At 70.8% G+C, this 26,019-nt stretch carries 17 protein-coding genes; 8 read left to right on the forward strand and 9 right to left on the reverse strand.

Annotation, left to right across the window (positions count from 1 at the left end):
- Positions 1-505 precede the first annotated feature (505 nt).
- Together A7B18_RS22885 and A7B18_RS12115 are read left to right on the forward strand one after the other, a co-directional pair.
- The gene (locus tag A7B18_RS22885; protein ID WP_102126960.1) at positions 506-2,890 is read left to right on the forward strand and encodes a putative bifunctional diguanylate cyclase/phosphodiesterase; all 2,385 of its coding nucleotides are present in this window, start codon (positions 506-508) and stop codon (positions 2,888-2,890) included.
- A 238-nt stretch (positions 2,891-3,128) separates the two neighbouring features.
- The gene (locus tag A7B18_RS12115; RefSeq protein ID WP_102126961.1) at positions 3,129-4,052 is read left to right on the forward strand and encodes a DMT family transporter; all 924 of its coding nucleotides are present in this window, start codon (positions 3,129-3,131) and stop codon (positions 4,050-4,052) included.
- A gap of 24 nt (positions 4,053-4,076) precedes the next feature.
- Here the strand turns inward: A7B18_RS12115 and A7B18_RS12120 are convergent, their stop codons facing one another.
- Positions 4,077-4,409 carry a hypothetical protein gene (locus A7B18_RS12120; protein ID WP_245872854.1) on the reverse strand — a complete coding sequence of 111 codons (333 nt, stop codon included), beginning with the start codon at positions 4,407-4,409 and terminating at the stop codon, positions 4,077-4,079.
- Between the two features lie 254 nt (positions 4,410-4,663).
- On the reverse strand, positions 4,664-6,274 hold the full coding sequence (locus tag A7B18_RS12125; protein WP_180970135.1) for a flavin monoamine oxidase family protein: 1,611 nt from the start codon (positions 6,272-6,274) through the stop codon (positions 4,664-4,666).
- A 247-nt stretch (positions 6,275-6,521) separates the two neighbouring features.
- On the opposite strand from A7B18_RS12125, the gene A7B18_RS12130 reads away from it, so the two are divergent.
- The 4 genes from A7B18_RS12130 to A7B18_RS12155 all read left to right on the forward strand — a co-directional run bounded on the left by A7B18_RS12130 (position 6,522) and on the right by A7B18_RS12155 (position 16,648).
- Entirely contained in the window at positions 6,522-11,249 is a 4,728-nt protein-coding gene (locus tag A7B18_RS12130; RefSeq protein ID WP_102126963.1) for a glutamate synthase-related protein, read from the forward strand.
- A gap of 55 nt (positions 11,250-11,304) precedes the next feature.
- Positions 11,305-12,774: a glutamate synthase subunit beta gene (locus A7B18_RS12135; protein ID WP_102126964.1), complete on the forward strand. Its 1,470-nt coding sequence runs from the start codon at positions 11,305-11,307 to the stop codon at positions 12,772-12,774.
- A 422-nt stretch (positions 12,775-13,196) separates the two neighbouring features.
- Positions 13,197-16,250 (forward strand): ATP-binding protein, encoded by a 3,054-nt coding sequence (locus tag A7B18_RS21995; RefSeq protein WP_180970136.1) that lies wholly within the window; start codon positions 13,197-13,199, stop codon positions 16,248-16,250.
- A gap of 179 nt (positions 16,251-16,429) precedes the next feature.
- The gene (locus A7B18_RS12155; RefSeq protein ID WP_102126965.1) at positions 16,430-16,648 is read left to right on the forward strand and encodes a KGG domain-containing protein; all 219 of its coding nucleotides are present in this window, start codon (positions 16,430-16,432) and stop codon (positions 16,646-16,648) included.
- A 285-nt stretch (positions 16,649-16,933) separates the two neighbouring features.
- On the opposite strand, the gene A7B18_RS12160 is transcribed toward A7B18_RS12155, so the two are convergent.
- Entirely contained in the window at positions 16,934-17,122 is a 189-nt protein-coding gene (locus A7B18_RS12160; RefSeq protein WP_102126966.1) for a type II toxin-antitoxin system antitoxin, read from the reverse strand.
- A gap of 29 nt (positions 17,123-17,151) precedes the next feature.
- Complete coding sequence (locus A7B18_RS12165; RefSeq protein WP_102126967.1) at positions 17,152-18,066, reverse strand: SPFH domain-containing protein; 915 nt, start codon at positions 18,064-18,066, stop codon at positions 17,152-17,154.
- 299 nt (positions 18,067-18,365) lie between these two features.
- Between A7B18_RS12165 and A7B18_RS12170 the strand changes: the two genes are divergently transcribed.
- Positions 18,366-19,421 (forward strand): hypothetical protein, encoded by a 1,056-nt coding sequence (locus A7B18_RS12170; protein WP_102126968.1) that lies wholly within the window; start codon positions 18,366-18,368, stop codon positions 19,419-19,421.
- Positions 19,422-19,428: 7 nt separating this feature from the next.
- Here the strand turns inward: A7B18_RS12170 and A7B18_RS12175 are convergent, their stop codons facing one another.
- From A7B18_RS12175 to A7B18_RS12195, 5 genes are all read right to left on the reverse strand, one after another.
- Positions 19,429-20,412, reverse strand: a complete 984-nt coding sequence (locus tag A7B18_RS12175; RefSeq protein ID WP_102126969.1) for an aldo/keto reductase — start codon at positions 20,410-20,412, stop codon at positions 19,429-19,431.
- 61 nt (positions 20,413-20,473) lie between these two features.
- Positions 20,474-21,112 (reverse strand): cyclodeaminase/cyclohydrolase family protein, encoded by a 639-nt coding sequence (locus tag A7B18_RS12180; protein WP_102126970.1) that lies wholly within the window; start codon positions 21,110-21,112, stop codon positions 20,474-20,476.
- A 28-nt stretch (positions 21,113-21,140) separates the two neighbouring features.
- Positions 21,141-22,064, reverse strand: a complete 924-nt coding sequence (locus A7B18_RS12185) for a Rieske (2Fe-2S) protein (RefSeq protein ID WP_102126971.1) — start codon at positions 22,062-22,064, stop codon at positions 21,141-21,143.
- 325 nt (positions 22,065-22,389) lie between these two features.
- On the reverse strand, positions 22,390-24,300 hold the full coding sequence (locus A7B18_RS12190) for a putative bifunctional diguanylate cyclase/phosphodiesterase (protein WP_102126972.1): 1,911 nt from the start codon (positions 24,298-24,300) through the stop codon (positions 22,390-22,392).
- A 92-nt stretch (positions 24,301-24,392) separates the two neighbouring features.
- Positions 24,393-25,235, reverse strand: coding sequence for an ion transporter (locus A7B18_RS12195; RefSeq protein WP_102126973.1), 843 nt, complete (start codon positions 25,233-25,235; stop codon positions 24,393-24,395).
- A 93-nt stretch (positions 25,236-25,328) separates the two neighbouring features.
- Here A7B18_RS12195 and A7B18_RS12200 point away from each other — a divergent pair, with 93 nt between their 5' ends.
- Entirely contained in the window at positions 25,329-25,979 is a 651-nt protein-coding gene (locus A7B18_RS12200) for a TetR/AcrR family transcriptional regulator (RefSeq protein ID WP_102126974.1), read from the forward strand.
- Positions 25,980-26,019 lie beyond the last annotated feature (40 nt).

Raw genomic sequence — 26,019 nt, forward strand, 5'->3', positions numbered from 1 at the left:
GCTCTGGCACTGATGACGGTCATGCCAGACGTTCATTTGAACCGCCTGCTCCTGACGTTCAGCAGAAACTCGGAATTTCTCCGCCAGCACGGCTATTCACTGCGCTATGCGAGGTGCAACTCCTGAGATCAGGGGAGCTATACGTCGTTATCAACGATGTTGATGAGGCGCGTTGGGATAACGCAGGACTCTTCTTTCTCAGACTGACTCGCCATCAATGGCTTTGATCAGGAAGCAACACGTCTCGCCGATACTCATGGAATGCAATCTCACCGTGCGGCGGGTCGCTGCGTTCCGGGAGGAGCGACACGACCAGCGCGAAATCGTACGCTTGGCCCTTCGCTCTGCGTGAAGTCGTGGCCGTCTTCCTCGGCGAGGCTCCCGTACAGCTCCTGGGAGGGCCGGATGGGCCGCCCGCCGGGCAGACGCGTGGAAACGTCCGGGTGGCCCGGATGCCCGGGAACCTTGTAAGAATCCTGTGAGGAAGCGCCGCTATTCTAAAAAAATGAAGGGCTTTCCCGGCACCTTCCGCTCTCCCAGGGAGCACTCCCGAAGGGTCGCACGGTTTTCGCTGCGGCTCAAGGTGCTGCTGGCGCTGGCGCTGGCGGGACTGTGCCTGATGGGGACGCTGGGGGCGCTGCTGCCCACGCTGGTGGTCACGCGTTTCAACCGTCAGGAGGAGCGGCGCATGCACGCCGACACCCTGCGGGTCGCTGAGGCGCTGGGCACCGAGCTGGAGACCCTGAGCACCTACGTCCTGAACTGGTCGGCGTGGGACGACACCTACGCGTACGTGGGGCGCCCGACCCGCGCCTTCGAGGCCTCCAACCTCATTCCGGGGAGCTTCGAGGCCGGGCGGCTCAACCTGATCCTGTTCCTCAACCGGCGCGGCGACCTCGTGACCGCGCGGGCCTACGACCTCGTGGGGCACCGGCTGGTGCCCGCCGGGGGACTCGGGCAGGAGGTGTTGCGGCGGGCCGGGAGCTTCCTGCGCCCCCGGGGGGAGGCGGACACCCGCCAGGGCATTGTGACGCTGCCTTCCGGGTCGTGGCTGCTTGCCGCGCGGCCCATCCTGACGAGCACGGGACAGGGGCCGTCGGCGGGCACGCTGGTGATGGGGCGGCGGCTGACCCCCACGCTGCTGCGCGACCTCAAGCGCGACGCCGGGCTGAGCCTGAGCCTCACGCCCGCGCCCGCCTCCCTCGCCGAGCGGGTGGCGCGGGCGCCGGGGGGCGTGCTCGTGCAGGCGCGCGACGAGCGGCGGCTGGAGGGCTTCACCGTCGTCCGGGACCTCGCCGGGCGCCCCTCCCTGGCGCTCGTGGTGGGGGCCGCGCGCGAGGACCACGCCAACGGGCTCGTCACCGCCCGCACGATCATGGTGGCGGTGTTCGCGGTCGTCTTGCTCTTCACGGTGCTCACGATGCAGCTTGTGGAACGGCTCGTCCTGAGGCGGCTGGGCCACTACCGGCAACAGGTCCGGACGATCATGCACCAGGGGCTGCCGCAGACCCGCTTCCCGGTTCGGGGCCGCGACGAGCTCAGCGACCTGGGGCAGGCGCTCAACGCCCTGCTCGACCAAACCGAGCACAGTCGGCGGCGGCTGGAACATCAGGCGACCCACGACGAGCTGACGGGCCTGCCCAACCGGCTGGCCTTCAAGCGGACGCTGGCGGCCCTGATCGGGGACGGACGGCCCTTCGCGGTGGTGTTGATCGACCTCGACAACTTCAAGGGGATCAACGACACCCTGGGCCACGAGGTCGGGGACGAGGTGCTGCGGGGGGCTGCCGCGCGGCTGACCGGGGCGCTACCCGCGGGGGCCTTGCTCGCGCGGCTGGGCGGCGACGAGTTCGCGGTGCTGCTCCCGGAGGTGGACGCCGAGGACGCCGGCGTCCGGACCCGCGCCCTGCTGGACACCCTGGCGCCTCCCCTCCCCACGAGCGCGGTGGAGTTGCGGGTGCAGGCGAGCGCGGGGATCAGCCTCTGGCCCGACGACGACGTGCACGAGTCGGCCCTGCTCAAGTACGCCGACCTCGCCATGTACGGGGCCAAGGCCGTCGGGAGCGGCGTACAGCGGTACCACGCCGGACTCTCACAGGACGCGCAGCGCCGCAGCGAACTCGAGCGCAGCCTTCAGGACGTCCTCGGGCGGGGCGAGCTGTGGCTGGCCTATCAACCGGTGGTCGAACTCGCCACGGGGCGGGCGGTGAGCTGCGAGGCGCTGCTGAGGTGGCAGAGCCCGGTGCACGGGGCCGTGTCGCCCGCCCAGTTCATCCCCATCGCCGAGGAGCGCGGGCTGATCCACGAGATCGGCGGGTGGGTACTGCGCGAGGCCTGCACGCTCGCGGCCCGCTGGCAGCAGGGGGGTCAGCCTCTCAGGGTCGCGGTGAACGTCAGCGCCGTGCAACTGCGCCACCCCGGCTTCGCGCGGGACGTGGCGGCCACCCTCTGCGCCACCGGGCTTTCGCCCACGCAACTCGAACTCGAGGTCACCGAAACCGCCGTCATGGCCGACCTCGCCGGGGCCACCCGGCAGCTCTCGCAGGTGCGGGCGCTGGGGGTGTCGGTGGCGCTGGACGACTTCGGGACCGGATACGCGAGCCTCGAACTCGTGCGGGAGTTGCCCCTCGACAAGCTCAAGCTCGACCGTTCCTTCGTGACGGGCGCCGAGCGCGACACCCGGCGGCAGGTCATCGTCGCCTCGATCATCCACATGGCGGGCGACCTCGGCCTCACGGTCGTCGCCGAGGGTCTGGAGACGCCGGGGCAGCGTGACATGCTCGTCGCGCTGGGCTGCCCGCTCGCCCAGGGCTACCTCTACGCCCGCCCCCTGGGTGAGGGGGACCTGCGCCGGTACCTCAGCGAGGAGACCCTGCGGGTGGGCGCCTAGCGTTCGTGGGACACCGCACGGAGGTCAGGCCCAACGCTCCAGGCCGCCCGAGGCGACGGGACCGGGCCTCCTGAACGGCCCGACTGCGAGTCCAAGGAACTGTCCTGGAACGCGGCGCGGGGCCTGGCCGTGGGATTCTTGCGCCCGCGTCCCCGTCCGGGCGAGGCGTGTCGTTCCGTGACCGGGAAATTCTCAACGGCACGGCCTCCGGGAAAGCCGTATCCTCTGGCCCGTCCCGATGGAACATCCCCTGCGTCTCCTCCCCTCCGCCACGCTCGGCGCCCTGGCACCCGGCATCCTCGCCGTGGCGCTGTGGAGCAGCTCGACCGTGGTGGAGAAGGTGCTGCTGGGCCGGATGCCGCCGGTCACCCTGCTTGCGTGGCAGCTCGGGGTGAGCGTGGCCCTGCTGTGGGGCGCCCTGCTGCTGAGGGGTGGGCGGGTGCCGCGCGGCGCGTGGGCGCGGCTGGGCTGGCCGGGCCTGCTGCAACCGGGGGTCGCCAACCTGTTGCTGCTCCTCGGCCTCGTCCTGACGAGCGCGAACACCTTCTCCTTGCTCAACTCGTGCGAGACGGTGTTCGGGCTGCTCTTCGCGCGGGCGCTGCTCGGTGAGCGGGTGGGCCGGGTCACGGCGGTGCTCGCCGGGCTCGCCACCCTGGGCGTGATGCTCGTGGCGCTGGGCGCCCCGCAGGAGGGAGGGGCGAACACCTGGGCCGGAGTGGGGCTGGTGCTGGGCGGCACGGTGTTCGCCGCGCTGTACGGGGTCGTGAGCCGCCCCGCCGCCGCCGCGCCGGAAACGCCCCCGCTGCTTCTCACGGCGCTGCATCAGACGCTCGGGCTCGCGGTCGTGCTCGCCGTCTGGGGGCTGGCGCTGACTCGTGGGGAGGGGGCGGCCCTGGGGAAGATCAGCCCCGCCACCTGGGCGTGGGCGGGGCTGGCGGGGGTCTTCCAGTACGCGGTGCCGTTCTGGCTCTTCCTGACCGCGCTGCGGCGCCTGAGCGCGAGCACCGTGTCGCTGCTCTTCACGCTGGGGCCGGTCTTCGTGATCGTCTTCGCCTTCGTGGTGCTCGGCGAGTGGCTCTCCCCCCTCCAGTGGTGGGGGGCCGCCCTCACCCTGACGTCCCTGGCCCTTATCGCGGCGTGGACGGGCCGGGAGAGCGCCTGACGCCCCAGGGCGATGGGGGGCGGCTCAGGCGGGCGGCGCGGCCTGAATGGAGGGCCCGCCGTCGGAACGGTCCGGGTGGGGCAGTTCGAGAGCGCGCCCGGCGGGCAGGGGCAGGTGCTGCGCCCCGGTCTCCTCCAGCGCCCCGAAGCGCACATGCCGCTGGCTGATGAACCAGATCTCGTCGCGGTCGTTGGGCAGGATGAAGTAGGCCTCGGCGGTTTCCGACGGCGAGTAGATGCCCAGCACCCGGTACAGGCGGTTCCTGGAAAACCCGCTCTCCAGCGGACGGGGCATGGGCGCGCGCGGCCCACCGAACTCCTCGATGCGGACGAACATATCCTTGTTGTAGGCGAGCATAGGGCAGGATGAAAAAAGGCACCCGCCCGCGTCAAGGCAAAAGTTAACATTTCATCAGAAACTGGTGAGTGTCCTGAAATGGTGAATGACGAAAATGGGCGGCAGGGACGCGGACAGTCCTACAAACCCCGGTACCCATTCTCACGTGTGGCCTAAGGTTTCGCGTCCTCGCCGCGCTGGGTGAGGAGAGGCGAGGTCAGCCCTAGAGCAGGGCCGGAGCGCGGCGTCCCACGCACACCACACGGGGAACGCGCCTAGCCCGCCTTCGCGCCCCGGCCCAGGGCGGCGAGGACCTCCGCCGCCGCACGCTCACCGCTCGCGCACGCACCCTCCATGAAGCCCTGGAAGGTGCCGCCGGTGTGTTCGCCCGCAAAGTGCACCCCGCCGACGGGCTCGGCCTCGGCCCCGCCGATGGTGGTCCACTGGCCCACCCGGTAGGCGGAGTAGGAACCCAGGGAGAGGGCATGGCCCGGCCAGTGGGCGCGGATGGCGGGAGAAGCGTCGCGCGCCCCCCGGATGCCCGGGAACACCCGCTCCATCTCGGCGAGCCAGGCCGACACGTGGGCCTCGGCGTCCCCCGTGCCGACCTCCACGCCGCGGCGCCCGCCCACGAAGTTCGTCAGGGCGCCCGCGGGTCCCGCCGCGTTCGGCGTGCGGCTGCTCTCCCAGGTCGTCTGGAAGGCCCGGTCGGAGTAGGTGTAGCCGTTCGAGCCGTGGCGGGTGCGCCACACGCGCTCGGAGAAGCCCGCGATGAGCTTGGCGTTCGTGCCGTACCCGATGGTCTCGATGGAACGCCGCTTGACCTCGGGAAGGGGCAGACGCAGCTCCACCCCGCGCAGCACGCTGAAGGGCAGCGCCAGGATGACGCGGGAGGCACGCACCTCCTGCGAGCTCCCGCCGCGGGCGAAGGTGAGGGTGTAGCGCCCGTCACTCGCCTGCGTCAGCGCCTCCAGGCGGGCGCCGAGGTCGAGGTCGGAGGCCAGCAGTTGCCCCAGCCGCCTGGGAATCGCGCCGTTGCCCTCCTCGGCGGTGTAGCGCATGTCGCTGACCCCGAAGATCTCGAAGCGCTCGGGCCGGGTGCCGATGAGGTAGATCAGGTTCAGGCTCGACTGCTCGGTCGCCTCCAGGCCGTACTCGGTGACGTAGGCCACCTCGATCAGGTCGCGCAGGAAGCGGGGCACGTCGGGGCGGTCGAGGTAGTCGCGCAGGGAGGTGCGGTCGAGGCCCGCCGCGTTGCCGGGGGTCTGGTAGCTCACGGACTCCACGTTCAGCGAGGCGAGGTCCGCCTCGATCCGCCGCGCGAGGGGCCCGAAGGCTTCGAGCACCTGGGGGTCGGTGTATTGCCGCCCGCCGAACTCGAAGACCTCGGGCAGCAGCCTGTCCCCCGCGTCGCCCGCGAGCAGGTCGCGCAGCCCCACCCCGAGTTCGCCCGCGAGGCGGCGGATGGACGTGTGCCCCGTGTCGATGAACTCGCCCCCGAGTTCGACGTGCCGCCCCCCGAAAACGCCGTACTGGGTGAACACGCGTCCGCCCACCCGCTGCCCCGCCTCGTACCCCCGCACGGGCACCCCGGCCCGCCGCAGCCGGTACGCCGCCGTGAGCCCCGCGAGACCCGCCCCCACGACGACCACCGGACCAGCGCCTGCGGCCTTCCCCCGCACCCCCGGCAGGGTGGGCGTCTGCGCCGAGACGCGGGAGCCCAGCGCCAGCCCCGCCGCGCCCGCCGCCCCGGCCCGCAGCAGGGCCCGGCGCCGCGCGTCGTGGGCGAGTTCGAGCGCCTGCGCCTCCCGCCACCCCCGGGTCTGCACGAGCCGGGCCAGCGCGAAGAGGGCCCGCAACCGGGCGAGCAGAGCGGACCGGCTCAAGTTCTTCCCCTCAGGCTGTTCATGATTCCTCCATTTTATCAGCGTGGCCTCATCCCTCTTGTCCGGAAGTTCACAAGTGCCAGTGGAGATGTGGCCTGGCCCACGCGGCGGCCCATCCCTGCGCGCACAGGGAGGCCCTGCCGTCTACACCACACATGGACAACCCCACCCGAGTATTTATGCAGTCTTCGTATGCTTTGAGGTCAAAGGACGAGGCCGCGCAAGAGGCCGAAGAGAGGAGTGCCTCATGGACCACGACGACCAGCACCCGCCCTCCCCCCGAGAGATCGGGGCACTCACCGAACACGGCCTGTACCGCCGCGAGCACGAACACGACGCGTGCGGCGTCGGCTTCATCGCCCACATGCGGGGCCAGAAGTCCCACGAGATCGTCAGCCAGGGGCTGAGGATCTTGGAAAACCTCGACCACCGGGGGGCCGTCGGCGCCGACGAGCTGATGGGCGACGGGGCCGGAATTCTTATTCAGATTCCCGACGAGTTCTACCGCGCCGAGATGAGCAAACAGGGCGTGACGCTGCCCAGGCCCGGCGAGTACGGCGTCGGCATGATCTTCTTGCCCAAGGAACACGCCTCGCGCCTCGCCTGCGAGCAGGAGCTGGAGCGGGCGATCAAGGCCGAGGGACAGGTCCTCCTCGGCTGGCGCGACGTGCCGGTAGACCGCGAGATGCCGATGTCCCCGACGGTGCGCGCCAAGGAACCCGTCATCCGGCAGGTCTTCATCGGCCACGGGACGGACATCCTGGTGCCGGACGCGCTGGAGCGCAAGCTGTACGTGATCCGCAAGCGGGCCTCGCTCGCCATCCTGCGGCTCAAGCTCACCCACGGGCGCGAGTATTACGTGCCCTCCATGTCGTGCCGCACGGTTATTTATAAGGGCCTGCTGCTCGCCGGGCAGGTCGGCCAGTATTACCTCGACTTGCAAGACGAGCGGGTGGTGTCGGCCCTCGCGCTCGTGCACCAGCGGTTCTCGACGAACACCTTTCCCGAGTGGTATCTGGCCCACCCCTACCGCATGGTCGCGCACAACGGTGAGATCAACACGGTGAAGGGCAACTTCAACTGGATGCGGGCGCGGGAAGGCGTGATGAAGTCCCCCGTCCTCAACGGCGACCTCCGCAAGCTCTACCCCATCAGCCTGCGGGGGCAGTCGGACACGGCCACCTTCGACAACGCGCTCGAACTCCTGACGATGGCGGGCTACCCCCTCGCCCACGCGATGATGATGCTGATTCCCGAGGCGTGGGAGCAGCACACCGGGATGGACGAGCGCCGCCGCGCCTTCTACGAGTACCACGCGGCGATGATGGAGCCCTGGGACGGCCCCGCCGCGATTGCGTTCACCGACGGGCGGCAGATCGGCGCGACCCTCGACCGCAACGGGTTGCGTCCGGCCCGCTACATCGTCACCAAGGACGACCTCGTGGTGCTGGCGTCCGAGGCGGGCGTGCTGCCCATCCCCGAGCACCGGATCGTGAAGAAGTGGCGTCTCCAGCCCGGGCGGATGTTCCTCCTCGATCTGGACGAGGGGCGAATCATCGAGGACGAGGAGCTGAAGTCCCGGTACGCCTCTGCCAAGCCGTACCGGCAGTGGATCGAGAACGTCCGCGTCAAGCTCGACGACATGGCGACCCGGGTGGACGCCCCGGCCCCGCGCGAGGCCCTGCTCGACCGTCAGCAGGCGTTCGGGTACACGCAAGAAGACCTCAAGTTCCTGCTCAACCCCCTCGCCGCCGCCGGGGAGGAGGGCGTCGGCTCGATGGGCAACGACTCGCCGCTCGCGGTGCTGTCCAGCCGGAACAAGCCGCTCTACAACTACTTCCGGCAGCTTTTCGCGCAGGTGACGAACCCGCCCATCGACCCCATCCGCGAGTCTATCGTCATGTCATTGGTGTCCTTCATCGGGCCCAGGCCCAACCTGCTCGACATCAATGCGGTCAACCCGCCGCTGCGGCTGGAGGTCACGCAGCCCATCCTCGACCCCGAGGACATGGCGCGGCTGCGCGGGATCGCGGAGCAGACGAACGGGAAGTTCAGGCCCTACGAGCTGAACATCTGTTACCCGGCCCTCTGGGGCAACGAGGGCATCGAGGCCAAGCTCGCCTCCCTGCGCGCCGAGGCGGTGGACGCGCTGGAGACCGGGCACAACATCCTGATCCTGACGGATAGGGGCATGGACCGCGATCACGTCGCCATTCCCGCCGCGCTCGCCCTCTCCGCCATCCACCAGCACCTCGTCAGGGAGGGCCTGCGGACGACCACCGGCCTCGTCGTGGAGACGGGCTCGGCGCGGGAGGTGCACCACTTCGCCGTTCTGGCCGGGTACGGGGCGGAGGCGATTCACCCCTACCTCGCGCTGGAGACGATCTCGGACCTGCACCCGGAGACGCCGGGAAAGGCCGTCCACAACTACATCAAGGGCGTGGGCAAGGGGCTGTCCAAGGTCATGTCGAAGATGGGCATCAGCACTTATATGTCGTACTGCGGCGCCCAGATTTTCGAGGCGGTCGGGCTGAGCGAGGACCTCGTGCAGAAGTACTTCCGGGGCACGGCGACGCAGGTGGGCGGCATCGGCGTGTTCGAGGTAGCGGAAGAGGCATTGCGGGTCCACCGCGCGGCCTTCGGGGAGGACCCCTTCCTGGCGAACATGCTCGACGTGGGCGGCGAGTACGCCTGGCGGGCGAAGGGCGAGGAGCACATGTGGACGCCCGACGCCATCGCCAAGCTCCAGCACGCGACGCGCTCGGGCCGCTTCGAGACGTACCGCGAGTACGCCCGGATCATCAACGACCAGTCCCGGCGGCACATGACCCTGCGCGGCCTATTTGAACTGAAAGCCGACCCGGAGAAGGCGATCCCGCTGGATGAAGTGGAGCCCGCCGCCGAGATCGTCAAGCGGTTCGCTACGGGCGCGATGTCCCTCGGCTCGATCAGCACCGAGGCGCACACCACCCTCGCCGTTGCCATGAACCGCATCGGCGGCAAGTCGAACACGGGCGAGGGCGGAGAGGACCCGGCGCGGTATCGCGGGGAAATGAGTGGTGAGACGATCACGGCGGGCACCCGGCTCGCGGACATCCTCGGCGAGGGCCGCGTCGAGTCTGCCGCCGACTACGAACTTCAGGACGGCGACTCGCTGCGGTCGAAGATCAAGCAGGTGGCGTCGGGCCGCTTCGGGGTGACGACGGAATACCTCGTCTCCGCCGACCAGATTCAGATCAAGATGGCGCAGGGGGCCAAGCCGGGCGAGGGCGGGCAGCTCCCCGGCGGCAAGGTGAGCGAGTACATCGGGATGCTGCGGCACTCCGTTCCCGGCGTGGGTCTGATCTCCCCTCCCCCACACCACGACATTTACTCCATCGAGGACCTCGCGCAGCTTATCCACGACCTCAAGAACGCCAACCCGCGCGCCGACGTGTCGGTCAAGCTGGTGTCGGAGGTCGGCGTGGGCACCATCGCGGCGGGCGTGGCGAAGGCGAAGGCCGACCACGTGGTGATCGCCGGGCACGACGGCGGGACGGGTGCCTCGCCGTGGTCCTCCATCAAGCACGCGGGCTCGCCGTGGGAACTGGGGCTGGCGGAGACGCAGCAGACGCTGGTGCTCAACCGCCTGCGGAGCCGAATCCGCGTTCAGGCCGACGGGCAGATGAAGACCGGGCGCGACGTGGTGATCGGGGCGCTTCTGGGCGCGGACGAATTCGGCTTCGCCACCGCGCCGCTCGTCGCCGAGGGCTGCATCATGATGCGCAAGTGTCACCTCAACACCTGTCCGGTGGGGGTGGCGACCCAGGACCCGGTGCTGCGGCAGAAGTTCACGGGCAAGCCCGAGCACGTCATCAACTACTTCTTCTTCGTGGCGGAGGAGGTGCGCGAGTTGATGGCCTCCCTGGGCATCCGCAAGTTCGACGACCTCATTGGCCGCGCGGACCTGCTCGACACCAAGCAGGGCATCGAACACTGGAAGGCGCAGGGCCTCGACTTCTCCCGCCTCTTCCACGTGCCCGCCGTGCCAAGCGAAGTGGCCCGTCGCCATGTGGAGACGCAGGACCACGGCCTGGAGCGGGCGCTCGACGTGACCCTGATCGAGAAGTGCCGTCCTGCCCTGGAGCGCGGCGAGAAGGTCCAGCTCCTCGAGGACGCGCGCAACGTGAACCGCACGGTCGGCGCGATGCTCTCGGGCGAGGTGATCCGCCGCCACCCGGACGGCCTGCCCGACATGACCATCTTCATCCAGATGGAGGGGCACGGCGGGCAGAGCTTCGGGGCGTTCCTGGCGCCTGGGGTGACGCTGTACCTGATCGGCGACGCGAACGACTACACCGGCAAGGGCCTGTCGGGCGGGCGGGTCGCGGTGCGTCCCAGCATCGACTTCCGGGGAGACGCGACGAAGAACATCATCGTGGGCAACACGGTGCTGTACGGCGCGACCTCGGGCGAGGCGTTCTTCCGGGGCGTGGCGGGCGAGCGGTTCGCGGTCCGGCTCTCGGGCGCGACGGCGGTCGTGGAGGGCACGGGTGACCACGGCTGCGAGTACATGACGGGCGGCACGGTGGTCGTGCTGGGCCGGACGGGGCGCAACTTCGCGGCGGGCATGTCGGGCGGCATCGCCTACGTGTACGACGAGGACGGCTCCTTCGCCTCGCGCTGCAACACGGCGATGGTGAGCCTGGACCGAGTGGTCCCCGCGGGCGAGCAGGAGGCGACCATCGAGCGCCGCTTCTGGCACCGGGGGCAGACGGACGAGGCACAACTGCGCCAGCTTCTCGAAGACCACCACACCTGGACGGGTTCGCTGCGGGCGCGCGACCTCCTCGACAACTGGGAACGGGAGATGCCGAGGTTCGTCAAGGTCTTCCCGCGCGAGTACGAGCGGGCGCTGGGCGAACTGCACTCGGACGCGGGGCACGGACCGGCGGAGGTCGGCGAGGCCACCGGGCAGGGCGTCCTGACGAAGTGAGCGACCTGGGGCGGCGAGGGCCAGTCTCCCGCCGCCCCTGCATCAAGGAGCGAGGATGGGAAAAATCACGGGCTTTCTGGAGTACCGGCGCGTCAAAGAGGCGTACGAGCCCATCGACGAGCGCCTGAAGAACCACAACGAATTCGTCCACGAACTCAACGTCGAGCAGTCGCAGGTGCAGGCGGCCCGCTGTATGGACTGCGGCGTCCCTTTTTGCAACAACGGCTGCCCGGTCAACAACCTGATTCCCGACTGGAACGACCTCGTGTACGGGAACAACTGGCGCGCGGCCATCGACGCCCTGCACGCCACGAATAACTTCCCCGAGTTCACGGGCCGCATCTGCCCCGCCCCCTGCGAGGCCGCCTGCACCCTGAACCTGACGAGCGACGAGCCGGTGGGTATCAAGTCCATCGAGCGCGCGATCATCGACCGCGCATGGCAGGAGGGGTGGGTCTCTCCCCAGCCGCCGCCCTACAAGACGGGCAAGCGGGTCGCGGTCGTCGGCTCGGGCCCGGCGGGGCTCGCGGCGGCGCAGCAATTGGCGCGGGCTGGGCACGACGTGACCGTCTTCGAGAAGAACGACCGCATCGGCGGCCTGCTCAGGTACGGCATCCCCGACTTCAAGCTCGACAAGGGCCTGATCGACCGCCGCACCCGGCAGATGGAGGCGGAGGGGGTGACCTTCCGCACGGGGGTGCTCGTCGGGACGATGCCGGAGGGCTCGACGGTCCCGAACCTCGCGCGGGAGACGGTCTCGCCCGAGGAGCTGACCCGCACCTTCGACGCCGTGCTCCTGGCGGGCGGGGCCGAGCAGCCGCGCGACCTGCCCGTTCCCGGACGGGACCTGCAAGGCGTCCACTTCGCGATGGAGTTCCTGCCGCAGCAGAACCGGGTGAACGCGGGCGACACCCTTCCCGGGCAGATTCGCGCCGAGGGCAAGCACGTCGTCGTGATCGGCGGCGGCGACACGGGATCGGACTGCATGGGCACCTCGCACCGCCACGGGGCGGCGAAGGTCACCCAGTTCGAGCTGCTCCCCATGCCGCCCGAGCACGAGAACAAGCCGCTGACGTGGCCGTACTGGCCGCAAAAGCTCCGCACCTCCTCCAGCCACGAGGAAGGCGGCGAGCGCGAGTTCGCCATCGCCACCAAGGAATTCATCGGGGAAGGCGGGCGCGTGACGGCCCTCAAGACCGTGCGGCTGGAGTGGCAGGGCGGCAAGATGAGCGAGGTCCCCGGCAGCGAGGAGGTCATGCCCGCCGACCTCGTGCTGCTGGCGATGGGCTTCGTGAGCCCGGTGGGGAGCATCCTCGACGTGTTCGGGGTGAAGAAGGACCAGCGCGGCAACGCCCAGGCCACGACGGACGAGGTGGGGGGCTACGTCACCAACGCCCCGGGGGTCTTCGCGGCGGGCGACATGCGCCGGGGCCAGTCCCTCGTCGTGTGGGCCATCCGCGAGGGGCGGCAGGCGGCGCGGGCGGTGGACGAGTTCCTGATGGGGACGAGCGAGCTGCCGCGCTGAGGCTTCCAAGGGCAAAGGGTGCCGCTCGGGGTCGGGTGGCGCCCTCCCTTTTCGACCCACCTTTCCTCCGGCGAAGGGCCTCTGCTCCGGGCAGCCCTCCGGCTCCACCCGGTCGAAGATCATGGGATGGGCGAGGGCCGTCCGGCGAGAAAGGCGTGAGTCCCCTTGACGCAATGGCCGTGGGGGGTGCTGCCGACTCGCGTCTGGCCTGGTCGCGGTCCTCCGTGACGTCGAAGGGACAAGCTGCGGCCCATCAACTCCACGGAGGAGGCTCTGATCACGGTCGCTCGCTCTGCTCGGGCCGGACAAATTGAGGGGAAGACCCTCACCTTGTCCGGCCACCGCTGTGAGGAAGCTGGCCCCGGGCCGAACATCGGGGGGCCCCCACCGGGCGGCGAGCCGCTCAACGCTAGAATCCCCGCATGGACTTTTCCCAGGGGCGCGTGGAGGACCGCCCGGCGCCCGCCTCTGCCCCCCACCCCTACGACGCGCTGCCGACCCCCGCGTGGACGTGCACCGCGCAGGGCGAGCTGACCTTCGTCAACCGCGCGTGGCAGACGGTGACGGGGCAGAGCGCAGCGCAGGTGCTGGGCACGCTCTTCACGGAGGTCCTCCATCCCGAGGAGCGGGCGGGGGCGCTGGAGCGCTGGAACGCGGCCCGGGCCCAGGGAACCCCCTTCGAGGGCGAGTACCGCCTGCGTGCCGCGGACGGCACGTTCCACCCCGTCTCCCTGCGCGCCCAGCCCGCCGGGGGGGACCCGGGGGACTCCTGGGTGGGGACGGCGAGCGAGGTGGGTGGGGACGGCTTGCTCGCCCGCCACCTGGAGGCCCGGGTGGGCGAGGTGCAAGGGGCGCGGCGGGACGCCGAACTCATCGCGGCGCTCTCGGGGGCCCTGCAACGGGCGGGGACTCCGGAGGAGGTGTCGCAGTTCGCGCTCGACCTGATCGGCCCGGCGCTGGGGGCGCAGAGCATGTTGGTGGTGCGGCTGGGCGGCGACCAGATTCGCCTCCCGACGATCTGGGGCGACACGCCGGGGCCCATCGCCGAGTACATGACCCGCCCCGAACTCAGGCTGGACGACACCCCGCTGCTGCGGCAGGTCGCGCGGGAGGGACGCGGCGTGTACGTGGACGACTACCGGGCGGCGCCGGGGGCGATCTCCTCCTTCCCGGCGCTCGCGGGCGGCTTCGAGCCCATCCGCACGCCGGACGGCACGCTGGAGGGCTTTCTGGTGGTGTGGCGGCCCGTGGGCCCGGCGGTGTGGCGGGCGGAGGAACGGCGGCTGCTGGAGCGGGCGGCGGACACCCTGGGGCTCGCGCTGGAGCGGGCGGCGGCGGCGCAGCGGCTGGCGGAGTCGGCGGCGGCGCTCGACGCCTTCGTGGCCTTTACGGAGGCGGTCGGCAGCGAGACGGACGTGTTCGCCCTGGCGCGGCGGGCGGGCGAGGTGCTGCGGGCGAACCTCGGGAACGTGAGCGTGGCGTACTACAAGCCGGGCGGCGGCCTGTGGCGGGCGCGGGTGTGGACCGACGACCTCTCCCCCGAGGTGGCCGCCACCATCGCGGCGGGTGTGAGCCAGGACACGCCGAGCTTCAAGCGGGCGGTGGAGGAGCACAGGCCGCTGTTCGTGTCGGGCTGGAACCCCGAGCGCGAGGAGGTGGCCCACACCGAGGCGTACGGGGCGGTCGCCTTCTACCCCTTCTTCCGGGAGGGGCAGCCGCGCAGCGTCCTCGTGGCGGGCACCCAGGACGCCCGTGCCTGGTCCGAGCGCGAGCGGGCGGTCTTCCAGGCGGTCGGGCGCGGCCTGGGCCTCGCGCTGGAGCGCTCGGACGCGGCGGCGTGGCAGGCGGTCCAAAACCGCGAACTCGAAGCCCGCACGGCGGCGCTGGAGGGCTTTGCCGACCTCACCCGCGACCTCAGCCTGCGCGCCGATCCCCACGCGCTCGTGCGGCGGGCGCAGGAGGTCGTGCTCTCGCTCCTCACGCCCGGTTACGCGCTGTACTACGAACGCGAGGGGGAGCGCTGGCGCAACCGGGTGCAGACCGGGGAGGTGGGGCACCCGGACCTCCAGGCCTTCATCGACGCGGGGCCGCCCGTGGGCGAGACGCCCAGCGTGGACGTGCCCTGGACCACCCGGCAGCCCCTCTACCAGGACAGCTACGCCCGCGGCAGCGACACCCCGGCGGAGATGGTGCAGCACGTGAGTACGGTCGCCTCGCTGCCCGTCTTGCGGCACGGGGAGGTGGTCGGGGTTTTCATCACGGTGCTGTTCGACGCGCGGGCCTGGACCGGGACCGACCGGGTGGTGCTGGAGACGGTGGTGCGCAGCCTCGGGATCGCCCTGGAGCGCGCGCAGGAGGTCTCGGACCTCGCACGGCGCACCGGGGAGGTCGCCGAGTGGCGCGAACGCTACGAGGTCGCGGTGCAGGGCTCGGGGCACGTGCTGTACGACTGGAACGCCTCGACGGGCCAGATCGTGTACGGCGGCCCGGTCGAGGCGGTGACCGGCTACACCCCGGGGGAGCTGAGCGGCGGGCCGGCCCCCTGGACCGAGCGCCTGATCCACCCCGACGACCGCCCCGCCTTCCGCGCCGAGGTCGCGCAGGTGGTCCGGGAGGGCGGCACCCTCCACCTGGGCTTCCGGGTGATCCGCAAGGACGGCAGCGTGCGCGAGGTCGAGACCGACGGGCACTTCATGTGGGGGCCGGGGGGGGTGACCCGGCTCGTCGGATTGATCAAGGACGTGACCGAGCGCCGCGAGGCGGAGGAGCGGCTGCGCCGGTCGAACGAGGAGTTGCGCCGCTCGAACGCCGAACTCGAACAGTTCGCCTACGTCGCCTCCCACGACCTCCAGGCCCCGCTGCGCGCGGTGACGAGCTTTTCCGAGCTGATCTTGCGCCGCTACGGGGAGGGACTCGACGAGCGCGGGCGGCTCTACCTCGGGCAGATCGTGGAGAACGGCCAGCATATGAAGCGGCTGGTGGACGACCTGCTGGGCTTCTCGCGCCTGAACACCCGCCCCCGCCGCGAGGAGGTCTCGGACGCCGCCGCCATCTTCGACGCGGTGGCCGCGCGCTTCGCCGGGGAGGTCGAATCGCTCGGCGGCGAGCTGACCCGGGGCCCCCTGTCCCAGGTGCGCGCCGACGCGGGGCAGCTCGACCAACTGCTGCAAAACCTGATCTCGAACGCCCTGAAGTACCGCCGCGAGGGCGCGGCGCCCAGGGTCCACGTCCGCGCCGAGCGTGAGGGCGCCTTCTGGCGGTTTCAGGTTGCCGACAACGGCATCGGCATCGAGGGGCAGTACTTCGAGCGCATCTTCGTGATCTTCCAGCGCCTGCATGGCCGCGAGGAGTTCGAGGGCACGGGGATCGGCCTCGCCGTGTGCAAAAAGATCGTCGAGGCCCACGGCGGGCGGCTGTGGCTCGAATCGCGTCCCGGCGAGGGCACCACGTTCTTCTTCACCCTCCCGGCGGTCTAGGCCCGGCGTGGGTGGGGCCCCCCTCTATGAGCCTCACGTGAAGCCTTCTTCACCCCTCTCTCGTAAGGCCGCCAGAATGGGGGAAGCTCGGCTTTAGCCAGCTTTGCGGGGCGGGGCACTCCCACCTCCCAGAATGGGAACTCGGTCAGGACGACGAACCCGGCTGAGGAGGAACGACCATGACGAGAACGAGCACGACGGGCAGCACGGCGCGGCGCGGCTTCGCGGCGATGGACCCGGGGCGGCAGCGCGAGATCGCCAGCCTGGGCGGACGGGCGGCCCACCAGAGCGGCAACGCCCACCGCTTCACCTCGGAAGAGGCGCGCGAGGCGGGCCGCAAAGGCGGCCAGTCCTCCCGGAGCGGCAAGGCCCCCGAGCGCAAGCCGTCCGGGGACTGACCTGCACGCGGGGGCTCCGGTCACGCGCACGGCCCCTTCGACGCCACACCGACTTCCAGTTTCTTTCGGGCGGCTCCGCGGTGGGCCGCCCTGTTCGTGGCCGCCCCACAGGAGCCCGGAGTCGTCGGCCCTCCGGCCCCTGTACGTGACAAGACCCCAGGCGGGAGGCAGCGAGTCATCCGCCCTCTTGGTGAGGACAGGGCCTGAAGGGCACGCCCGCATCGGAACAGGTCCTTTTCTCCTGCTCGCCGACACGGGCGTTTTCCCGGCTGGGGGTGGACCGGCCTAGGCTTCCTCGCGGTCCTTGGTGGGGTCGGCGCGCTGGCCGGGTTTGAGGCGTCCGGCCTCGCGCACGCTCTGGGTGAGGAGGTACTCGATCTGGGCGTTCACGCTGCGGAGTTCGTCGGCGGCCCAGCGCTCCAGGGCGGCGTAGAGTTCGGGGCTGATGCGCAGGGGGTAGTTCTTGCGGGGCATGGGCGCTTACCCTCCCGCTCGCGGGGCGCTCAATACAGGCTCCCGGCGTTGACGACGGGCTGGGTGCCGCGCTCGCTCGTGAGGACCACGAGGAGGTTGCTCACCATCTGCGCCTTGCGTTCCTCGTCGAGCTGCACGATGCCCTGCTCCGAGAGTTCGCGCAGGGCCATCTCGACCATGCCGACCGCCCCCTGCACGATCTGCTGCCGGGCGGCGATGATCGCACTCGCCTGCTGGCGCTGGAGCATCGCCCCGGCGATCTCGGGCGAGTAGGCGAGGTGGGAGAGCCGCGCTTCGAGCACCTCCACCCCCGCGTGGCGCAGCCGGGTCGCGAGCTCGCGCCCGAGGGCCTCGGCCACCTCGTCGGGGTTGCCGCGCAGCGAGAAGGCCAGGCCGTCGTGGTCGTCGTAGGGGTACTGGGCGGCGAGGTGGCGCAGCGCCGTCTCCGACTGGATCGCCACGAAGCCCGCGTAGTCCTCCACGTCGAACACGGCCCGCGCGGTGTCCACCACCCGCCACACGATCACCGCCGCGATTTCGATGGGGTTGCCCATCTGGTCGTTCACCTTCAGCCGCTCGGAGTTGAAGTTGCGGATGCGCAGCGACACCCGCCTGCGCACCGTGAAGGGGTTCGTCCAGTAAAAGCCGTTGCGCCGCTCGCTGCCGACGTAGCGCCCGAAAAGGGTGAGCACGCTCGCCTGGTTGGGCTGCACAATGAAAAACCCGAAGAGCGCGACCAGCGCCAGCGCGGCGACAACGGCGGCGGCGACGATCAGGCCCGACCAGAAGAGCGCCGCGGCCCCGCCCGCCAGCCCCAGCCACAGGAGCACGGCGGGCACCCCCGGCAGCCCGAACGCGCGCCGCTCCACGCTCGCCACCCCCGGCTCCGGCGAGACGCCCCCCTGCGGACCCGTGGTGACCGGAAGCTGCTGCAACTTGTCCATGTCTTCCTCCTATCAAAGTGATATCACATTGAGGGCAGGACTTCCAGGGGCGGCGGGCAGGCTTTCTCTTGACCGGGTGGCCTGCGGCTGTTGGCTTTGGTTGGGCGGTGTCGTGGGTCACACGCCCCCTCACCCGTTGCTTCGCAACGCCCTCTCCCGCAGGGGGAGAGGGTCAAAAGCTTTCTGCCAGCGACAACCTCTATCTTCCTTTGCTGACCCGATATGTTGAATCTGGTCAGCATGAGAGCCAGGGGTTGAGAGACCGGAGGCGTATCCTGCCAGGCATCAAGGAGGCAGGCATGACGACTTCCCCCCCGTATTCCACGCATCCCCCCGTGGCCTCGGCGCCCTGGCGCGCGACGCCCGCGCAGAACCTCGTCACGCTGGTCACGGGCTTCTGGCTGATGACGGGCATCTTCGTGGACGGCTGGGCGCACAACCACCTCGGGGAGGCGCTGGAGACCTTCTTCACCCCCTGGCACGGGGTCTTCTACAGCGGTTTCCTGGCGACCGCGCTGTGGATCGGGTGGCTGGGGCGCCGGGGGCTCGCGCAGGGGCGGCGGGGACTGGCGGCCTTTCCGGTGGGGTACGGGCTCGGCGCGCTCGGCATCGTGACGTTCGCGCTCGGCGGGCTGGGAGACATGACGTGGCACACCCTCTTCGGGATCGAGGTCGGCCTCGACGCGCTGCTCTCGCCCACGCACCTGCTGCTCTTCCTGGGGGCCGAGCTGATCGTGCTCTCGCCGCTCGTGGCGACGTGGAAGGAAGCGACCGGGCGGCGGTCTCCGGCGGGGGTGGTGTGGCCGGGCGTGCTGGCAATGACGGCGGCGCTGTGTTTCGCCTCCTTCATGCACATGTACGCCTGGGTGCTCGCGGCGGACGGCCTGGGGGACGGGCTGAGCTACTCCGGCGCGCGCACCCTGCTGACCTCCACCCTGCTCACGGCGCTGATGCTCGCCGCGCCCGTCTTGCTGTTGCTGCGGCGCTGGCACCTGCCCTTCGGGGCGGTGACGGTGATGTACCTTCTCAACACCGGGCTGATGCGGGCGATGACGGGCGGCCTGGATCAGTTCCCGGTGGTCCTCGCGCTCGCGGGGGTGGCCGGGCTCGTCGCCGACGGGCTGATCCAGTGGTTGAGGCCTTCTCCGGCGCGGCCCTGGGCCTACCGCGCCTTTGCCGTGCTGCTGCCCCTGCTCGTGTGGTTGCCCTTCTTCGCGGGAGCAGCGGGGCTCGGGCAATTGAATGCCAGCCTCGAACTGTGGACGGGCGTGTGCGTGATGGCGGCGCTCGGCGGGCTGGCCCTGAGTGCCCTGATCGTGCCGCCCGCCGTGCCGCAGGAGGCGGAGGCGTCCTAGCGCGACCTCACCACAGCGCCTGGACCTGGGGGCGGATCAGCCCATCGTACACGGCCCGGACGCCCTCCATCTGCTCGGGGGTGAGGGGCGGGAGGTCCGCCGCCGCCGCGTTGCCCTCGACCTGGGCGGGGTTGCGGGCGCCGGGGATCGCGCAACTCACCTCGGGGAACATCAGAATCCAGCGCAGGGCGAACTGGGCGAGCGTCATGCCTTCGGGGACGAGGGGACGCAGGCGCTCCACGGCCTCCAGGCCGGTCTCGTAGTCCACGCCGGAGAAGGTCTCGCCCCGGTCGAAGGCCTCGCCGTGACGGTTGAAGGTGCGGTGGTCGTCCTCGGCGAAGCGGCTGTCGCGGCGGAGTTTGCCCGTCAGGAGGCCGCTCGCCAGAGGCACGCGGGCGAGGATACCCACGTCCCGCTCCCGCGCCGCCGCGAAGAATTCCTCGGCGGGCTTGAAGCGGAAGGCGTTGAAGATGATCTGGATGGAGGCGACGCCCGGGTGCTCGGTCGCCTTCAAGGCCTCCCCCACCGTCTCGACGCTGACGCCGTAGGCCCGCAGCAGCCCTTCCTGCTTGAAGTCGTCGAGGAGGCCGAATACCTCGCCCCGCTCGATCACCTCGGGCGGCGGGCAGTGCAACTGGAGGAGGTCGAGCGCGTCCTGCTCCAGATTCCGTAGGCTGCGTTCGATGAAGCCCCGCAGGTTCTCGCGGGTGTAGCCGGAGGCGACGTGAGGATTCAGCCGCCGCCCCGCCTTCGTGGCGACGTAGAAGGGCTCGGATCGCTCGCGGCGCAACCGGGCGATGAGCCGCTCGCTGTGGCCGTCGCCGTACACGTCGGCGGTATCGAAGAGGTTGATGCCGAGGTCGAGGGCGCGGTGCAGGGCGGCGAGGCTCTCCTCGTCGTCCACCGCCCCCCAGGTGCCGCCGATGGCCCAGGCCCCGAAGCTGATGGCGGACACGTCGTATCCGGTCTTGCCGAGTCTGCGGTCGTGCATGGATTGTTCCTCCGGGCCCCACTGTACGGGGCGGGAGGCGAGCGCCGGGGAGAGGGAACCTTTACTCCCCCGCCCCGAGCCGTTCCTGCGTCCGGCGGAGCACCTCGTCCGCCCGCGCCCCGCCCCGCGTTTCGAGGTCCTCCCGCTCGGCCCGCAGCCCCGCCCGCTCCCCCTCCGGCCAGCCCGGCACGTTGATGTCCACGGTGAGGAGGCTGGCCTGGAGGGCACCGCGCAGCAAGGCGGCCCCCGCCCCCACGTCGCTCACCACCTCCTTGTGGGCGAGTTCGGCGGCGCGGGGGGCGAGGTCGAGAACTTCCACGACGGCCCGGGCCGTTTCCAGCGGGGCCGCCGTCGCCGCTCGCGTGGCCTCCCGCAGGGCCGCCCGCCGCCCACGGCGTTCCTCCTCGCTGCCTCTGGGGAGGGCCAGCGCGTCCATGTACCCGCCGAACGCCGCCACGTCCTCGTCGGCGAGGGCTTGCAGGCGTTCGCGGTGGCGGGCCAGCTCGGCGAGCAGGTCCCGCATAGCCTGCCCCTCGGCCTCGCCGGGCTGCTTACCGAGGCTGATTTCGAGGGCCATCGTCACCAGGGCGGCCCCGAACGCTCCGCTCAGCGCGGCGACGGACCCGCCTCCAGGGGTGGGGGCGGGGCTGGCGGTCTCTTGCAGGAGTACCCGCACGGGTCGGTCCCAGAGGGAGGACATGGCGCCCACTCTGCCACGTCTCCCCCGTTCAGTCCCAGGAGCGACCGGGCCTGACCTCGATCTGCCCGTCCCGCACCCGCGTCACGAAGCAGGGCTGCGCGTGGGCCGACGGACTTTCGAGCACGTAGCCGTCCGAGAGGCGGAAGAGGCTGCCGTGCCACGGGCAGCGGATGGCGTCGCCCTCGATCCGGCCCTCACTCAGCGGGCCGCCCAGGTGCGAGCACGTCTCGGCGAGGGCGTAGACGGTCTCCCCCTGGCGCACGAGCAAGACGGGCACCTCGCCCGCCTCCGCGCGGGTGGGCGTGTTCTCGGGAAGGTCGGCCTCGGCCAGCACGGGCACGAAGCCGTCCGGGGGCCGCAGGTCGGCGGTGTGGGAGACGCCCAGGCCCTCCTTGTAGACGAGGGTGCCGCCGAGGTGCGCGCTCATGCCGGAGACCATGTACGCGAGCCAGCCGATCCCGCGCGCCGTGGCCCGCGCCTTCCCGCCCCGCAGCAGGTACGAGCCCGCGTACAGGAGGAAAGCCGTCTCGTTCAGGCTGCCGTGGACGAAGCCCACCCGCCGCTTGACGGGCGAGTCGCCGCCCCGCGCCCAGTCGGTCCAGCCCGTCGCGATGGCGGCCATCCCGCCCACCAGGCCGACCGCCACCGCGAGGTCCGATCCCGCCCGCACGTCCTTGCGGCCCCGCAGCTCCAGGAAATCGAGCACGGCGGCCACCGACCACGCGCCGATGGGGATGGTCACCAGGATGGGGTGCAGGGGCGTGCCGACGTACTTGCCGTGCAGGAAGTCTTCCAGGCGGCGGGTGACCTTGCCCCCGCCCTCGTAGAAACCGACGATGGCCTTCTGGAGCGGCACGGCGGCCTTGTCGAGCCACGCCTGCGAGGCGATGACCTGTTCGGTGGGGTCCACGGTGCGGTCGTAGCGTGGCGTCTGTTCTGGCGCTTGCGTCATGCGGCCTCCTTGAGGGTGTGTTCTCACAAGGTACGGGTGGGCCGCGTGAGGACGGGTAGGCGGGGCTTCACTCTTGGTTGGGAGGCGGGTGGTTGGGAGGCGGGCGTCCCACACCCGAAAGAGCCCCTCCGAGTCGCCTCGGGAAGGCCACGCGCGGCGGCGCCCCGCTCTGCGAGACGTGGCGGTGACCCGGGGACGAACGGACTCAGAAAGTACCCCTGGCCTCACCGTTGCCCGCAACTCGTGCAGGAGCGGGGGACGCTGACGGCACGCGACCGCTCGGAGAGGGCGGAGCTTAGGCCTCGCTTTTCCTCCGTTCCTGCCCTCAACCCATCCGGGGCGCGGGCCCCGGCGCGGCGGCCAGCCGGGCCGTGACCTCCGCGGCGGGCACCGGGCGGGCGAGGAGGTAGCCCTGGGCGGCCACGCAGCCCGAGGCGAGCAGCTCGGCGACCTGCCCCGGCGTCTCGACCCCCTCGGCGACGACGTGCAGGTCGAGCGCCCGGGCGAGGGCGATGATGGTGTGGGCGACGGTGCGTGCGCCGGAGCCGTCCCCCGCGTCGAGGGCCTGGGTAAAGGAGCGGTCGATCTTCAGGCCGCTGATGGGCAGCTCGTGGAGGCGGGCGAGCGAGGAATACTCGATGCCGAAGTCGTCGAGCGCGATCCCCAGGCCGCGCCCCCGCAGGGTCGCCAGCGGCGCGTGCGCCCCCGGGTGCAGGATGCCGCGCTCGGTGAGTTCGAGGCACAGGGCCGCAGGGCACAGGCCGTGCGTCTCCAGCGCCGCGAGCACCTGGGCCGCGAAGTCGGGCCGCTCGAACTGGGCGGGCGAGACGTTGACCGACACCGGCGGGGGGGTGAGCCCCGCGTCCCGCCACGCCCGGCTCTGGGCGCAGGCCGTCCTCACCACCCACGCGCCGATGGGCACGATCATTCCGCTCTCCTCGGCGATGGGCACGAACTCGGCGGGCGAGACGGGGCCCAGGGCCGGGGGGTGCCAGCGCAGCAAGGCCTCCAGCCCGACAAGCTCGCGGGTCCGCAGGTCGAAGATAGGCTGGTAGTGCAGCGTGAGTTCCTCGCGGTCGAGGGCGCCGCCGAGATGCTGCTCCAGGACGCGGCGCCGTTCGCGCCTCGCCGCCATCGCGGGCTCGAAGAGGCACACGCCGCTCCTTGCGGCCTTCGCCTGGTACATGGCGAGGTCGGCGCGCGAGAGCAGTTCGCTCGCCACCCGCCCGTGCCCGGGAAAGAGGCTGACCCCCACGCTCGCCGTGACGAGGTGGGGCTGGCCGTTCAGGGACAGGGGGCGCCGGGCCGCCGCGCCCAGCCGCTCGGCGACCCCGAGCACGTCCTCCACGTCCTCCGGGGCGCGCACGAGCATGGCGAACTCGTCGCCGCTGATGCGGGCGAGCACGTCTCCCTCCCGCACCACCGCCCGCCAGCGCCCGGCGAGGTCGCGCAGGAAGTCGTCGCCCGCCGCGTGCCCGAGCACGTCGTTGACCGTCTTGAAGTGGTCGAGGTCGACGAAGAGCAGGGCGAGGCCCTCCTCCCGCCGCTTCGCCCCCTCCAGGGCCGCGTCCAGCGCCTCGCCGAAGTGCAGGCGGTTGGGCAACCCGGTCAGGGGGTCGGTGCGCGCCTGACGGGTGACGGCCCCCAGCCGCGCCGCCGTCTGCGCGTCGAGCAGGGCCGCCGACCCGTACGTGAAGCCGATGAAAAGCGGGCTCAGGACGTAGTACTGGAGGTGCAGCGGCCAGTTCAGGTCCGGGTTGACGGGAAAGGACGAGAGCCGGGGCAGCAGCGCGGCGACCATCCCCAGCGCCAGCGAGACGAGGTAGAACACGGCGGCGACGACGGTTCCGGCGCGGGTGCCCAGCGTCATGAAGGCCCAGATGTAGACCAGCGGCGCGATCATGCAAAACAGGTCCGACCCCGAGTACAGGCTCGGCACGAACAGCACGCAGGCCTGAAGCGACAAAAAGCAGCACGCCCCGTTGAGCACCACGAACTGTTCGAGCCGCCGCAGCCCCACCTGCCCGGCGAGAAACCCCAGGTAGGTCAGCGCCCAGACGAGCACCGTCCACAGGCAGATCGTGCGCTCCGGGCTCGCCAGCGGAAAGGCGAGGACCGTGATCACCGACCCGAGAACGACGATCTGGGGCAGCAGGATCAGGTACAGCCGCCTCTTGAGCGCCAGGATGGGAGAGGCGTCAGGCTCCGTGTGGGCGAGCGCGAGAGGCATCCACATAACGACGACGCCAGTCTAGGAACGCCGCCCCACACATTCCTGACATGGGGAGGGCCGTGGTGGTCCCCCGCGGGAACAGGGCGTCTTTCCCCTCAGGGCCGCGCCGCCGCGCTCGCCTCGGCGGGCAGCGTCTCCCCGCAGCGCCGACAGTAGCGGGCGTCGGCCTCGTGGCGCTCCAGGCCGCAACGGGGGCAGGGCCGCGTGCCCCGCCGCCCCGCCTGCGCCTGGGCGATCCCCACGGTCACGATACCGGTGGGCACGGCGATGATGCCGTAGCCCAGGATCATGGCGAGCGACGCGAGGCCCTTGCCCCAGGGCGTCTTGGGCGCGATGTCCCCGTACCCCACGGTCGTGAGGGTCACGATGGCCCAGTAGATGCTCGTGGGGATGCTCGTGAAGCCGTAGCGGGGCCCCTCGATCACGTACATCAGGGCGCCGATGACCGTGACGAGGGTGAGCACCACCGCGAGGAAGACGATGATCTTGGCGACGCTCGCCCGCAGCGCCTGGGTGAGCACGCTCGCCTCCGAGAGGTATCGCACGAGCTTGAGGATGCGGAAGATGCGCAGCAGCCGCAGCACCCGGATGATCAAGAGATACTCCGCCCCCGGCACGAGAAGCGCGAGGTACGCCGGGACGATGGAGAGCAGGTCCACGATCCCGAAAAAGGAGCGCACGTAATTCCAGGGGTGCCGCGCGGCGATCAGCCTCAGCACGTACTCCGCCGTGAAGAGCAGGGTCAGCACCCACTCCACCACGTTGAGCTGCGGCTCGAAGCGGGCGCGAAACCACGACACGCTGTCGAGCATCACCGCGAGCACGCTGACCACGATCAGGAAGATCAGAAGCAGGTCGAAGGTCCGGCCCGCACGGGTGTCGTTGTTGTAGATGACATTGCCCAACGTCACCCGCCACGCCGCCCGCCGGTCGCCCATCCCCGGAGTCTAGCCGCTGAGCGTGCGCAGAAGAATTCGTGCAAGAGGTGAACGCCCTTGACTTTATTAACGGTGTTAAGTCAAGATGGGGGCATGAGCGACGTGGGGGTGGGAGGCACCCGCCAGGAGCGGTTGCGCCGAAACAGCGCCGAGCGGCGGGCGCGGCAGCGGCTCGACCTGCGGCGCGCGATCCTGGGCGCGGCGACGGACCTCTTCGCCCGTGAGGGATACGAGGGCTTCTCGCTGCGGCAGGTGGCCGAGGCCATCGGCTACTCGCCCACCGCGATCTACCTGCACTTCACCGACAAGGACGACCTGTTGCACCACGTCGCGCTGGAGGGCTTCCGCTCCTTCGGGGACGAGTTGCAGCGGGCCTTCGACGGCGCGGGGGATACGCTCGAGCGCCTCCGGGCCGTCGGGCTCGCCTACCTGCGCTTCGGCGTCTCGCACCCCGTCCACTACCGCCTGATGTTCATGGTGCGCGGCGAGTTTCTGGAGAGGCCCAACCCGCCGGGCTACGGGTCCGTGATCGACGCCTTCGGGGTTCTGGAGCGCACCGTCACCGAGGGACTCGCCCGGGGTGAGCTGCCCCCCCGGCCCGCCGAGGTCTACACCAGCTTCCTGTGGGCCCACGTCCACGGCCTCGTCTCCCTCCACCTGGCGACGCCCCACTTTCCCGCCGAGGGGCTCGAAGCCCTCTTCCTCGCCCACATGGAGGTGTTCGCGCGCGGCCTGCGCCCCTGATCTTTCGTCCCTCCAGGTTAACGGCGTCAACCTTATGAGA

Origin of the sequence: Deinococcus planocerae (genome assembly GCF_002869765.1) — a bacterium.
Taxonomy (GTDB): Bacteria; Deinococcota; Deinococci; order Deinococcales; family Deinococcaceae; genus Deinococcus; species Deinococcus planocerae.

Bases quoted from the DNA above. Each gene is read 5' to 3' on its own strand.
- A7B18_RS12130 (WP_102126963.1), top strand. From the start codon at position 6,522: ATGGACCACGACGACCAGCACCCGCCCTCCCCCCGAGAGATCGGGGCA.
- A7B18_RS12200 (WP_102126974.1), top strand. From the start codon at position 25,329: ATGAGCGACGTGGGGGTGGGAGGCACCCGCCAGGAGCGGTTGCGCCGA.
- A7B18_RS12135 (WP_102126964.1), top strand. From the start codon at position 11,305: ATGGGAAAAATCACGGGCTTTCTGGAGTACCGGCGCGTCAAAGAGGCG.
- A7B18_RS12190 (WP_102126972.1), bottom strand. From the start codon at position 24,300: ATGTGGATGCCTCTCGCGCTCGCCCACACGGAGCCTGACGCCTCTCCC.
- A7B18_RS12185 (WP_102126971.1), bottom strand. From the start codon at position 22,064: ATGACGCAAGCGCCAGAACAGACGCCACGCTACGACCGCACCGTGGAC.
- A7B18_RS12180 (WP_102126970.1), bottom strand. From the start codon at position 21,112: ATGTCCTCCCTCTGGGACCGACCCGTGCGGGTACTCCTGCAAGAGACC.
- A7B18_RS12175 (WP_102126969.1), bottom strand. From the start codon at position 20,412: ATGCACGACCGCAGACTCGGCAAGACCGGATACGACGTGTCCGCCATC.
- A7B18_RS12155 (WP_102126965.1), top strand. From the start codon at position 16,430: ATGACGAGAACGAGCACGACGGGCAGCACGGCGCGGCGCGGCTTCGCG.
- A7B18_RS12195 (WP_102126973.1), bottom strand. From the start codon at position 25,235: ATGGGCGACCGGCGGGCGGCGTGGCGGGTGACGTTGGGCAATGTCATC.
- A7B18_RS12170 (WP_102126968.1), top strand. From the start codon at position 18,366: ATGACGACTTCCCCCCCGTATTCCACGCATCCCCCCGTGGCCTCGGCG.
- A7B18_RS21995 (WP_180970136.1), top strand. From the start codon at position 13,197: ATGGACTTTTCCCAGGGGCGCGTGGAGGACCGCCCGGCGCCCGCCTCT.
- A7B18_RS12160 (WP_102126966.1), bottom strand. From the start codon at position 17,122: ATGCCCCGCAAGAACTACCCCCTGCGCATCAGCCCCGAACTCTACGCC.
- A7B18_RS12165 (WP_102126967.1), bottom strand. From the start codon at position 18,066: ATGGACAAGTTGCAGCAGCTTCCGGTCACCACGGGTCCGCAGGGGGGC.
- A7B18_RS12115 (WP_102126961.1), top strand. From the start codon at position 3,129: ATGGAACATCCCCTGCGTCTCCTCCCCTCCGCCACGCTCGGCGCCCTG.
- A7B18_RS12120 (WP_245872854.1), bottom strand. From the start codon at position 4,409: ATGCTCGCCTACAACAAGGATATGTTCGTCCGCATCGAGGAGTTCGGT.
- A7B18_RS22885 (WP_102126960.1), top strand. From the start codon at position 506: ATGAAGGGCTTTCCCGGCACCTTCCGCTCTCCCAGGGAGCACTCCCGA.